The sequence below is a fragment of the Rhizobium sp. SVR5-2C genome (genome assembly GCF_056755115.1).
Window position 1 is genome coordinate 1 of the sequence record NZ_JBNDHT010000297.1, and the last position, 1,060, is coordinate 1,060.

The 1,060-nt window shown below is 52.5% G+C and carries 1 rRNA gene; it reads left to right on the forward strand.

What is annotated here, in order from left to right:
* Positions 1-250 precede the first annotated feature (250 nt).
* Positions 251-1,060: ribosomal RNA gene (locus ACPYOI_RS35745) — 23S ribosomal RNA — on the forward strand; the annotation flags it as partial.

Genomic DNA, 1,060 nt, shown 5'->3' on the forward strand with positions numbered 1-1,060 from the left:
GGTACCGGATTTAATCTCGAGAAGCTGGTCTTAAAGATCCGGCCCAAGCGAGCTGCTCGGCGTAGCTCCAATAAAGGGACCGGATCGAACACGTCGATGGCATCATGAATGGCCGGTTGTAAAAGGTAACCGTGCCTCTGGTTCGGCAAACTCAGGTTTGTCCGGATAGTCGATTTGGAACCCCTTTGAGCGCAAGCGAGAAGGATAGGAATTCCAAATCCAGTAAATGATGAGCATTGGCAATGAGAACGATTAAGTGTCGTAAGGGCATTTGGTGGATGCCTTGGCATGCACAGGCGATGAAGGACGTGATACGCTGCGAAAAGCCGTGGGGAGCTGCGAATGAGCTTTGATCCATGGATCTCCGAATGGGGCAACCCACCTTAAATACCTAGAAAATCATTCTGGTTGTCGGACCTTTGGTCCGACGCGACGGCGAACGATCGCCGACGGCCTATCGGCCTGTATGGGTGCCTTGCTCGAAGTTCGGGTTTGGCAGCAATACAGCGCGGTAGCGCGTCGCCGGCCGTCCGGCGCAATCGAAACCGGAATGGTTTCTAGGTATTGTGATAAGGTATCTTCACCTGAATACATAGGGTGTAAGAAGCGAACGCAGGGAACTGAAACATCTAAGTACCTGCAGGAAAGGACATCAACCGAGACTCCGCAAGTAGTGGCGAGCGAACGCGGACCAGGCCAGTGGCAATTGTGTTTAAAGCGGAACAATCTGGAAAGTTTGGCCGTAGCGGGTGACAGCCCCGTACGCGTAGATAGCATGATTGTCCTAGAGTAGGGCGGGACACGAGAAATCCTGTCTGAACATGGGGAGACCACTCTCCAAGCCTAAGTACTCGTGCATGACCGATAGCGAACAAGTACCGTGAGGGAAAGGTGAAAAGCACCCCGACAAGGGGAGTGAAATAGAACCTGAAACCGGATGCCTACAAACAGTCGGAGCCCGCAAGGGTGACGGCGTACCTTTTGTATAATGGGTCAACGACTTAGTGTAACAAGCAAGCTTAAGCCGGTAGGTGTAGGCGAAGCGAAAGCGAGTCTGAAT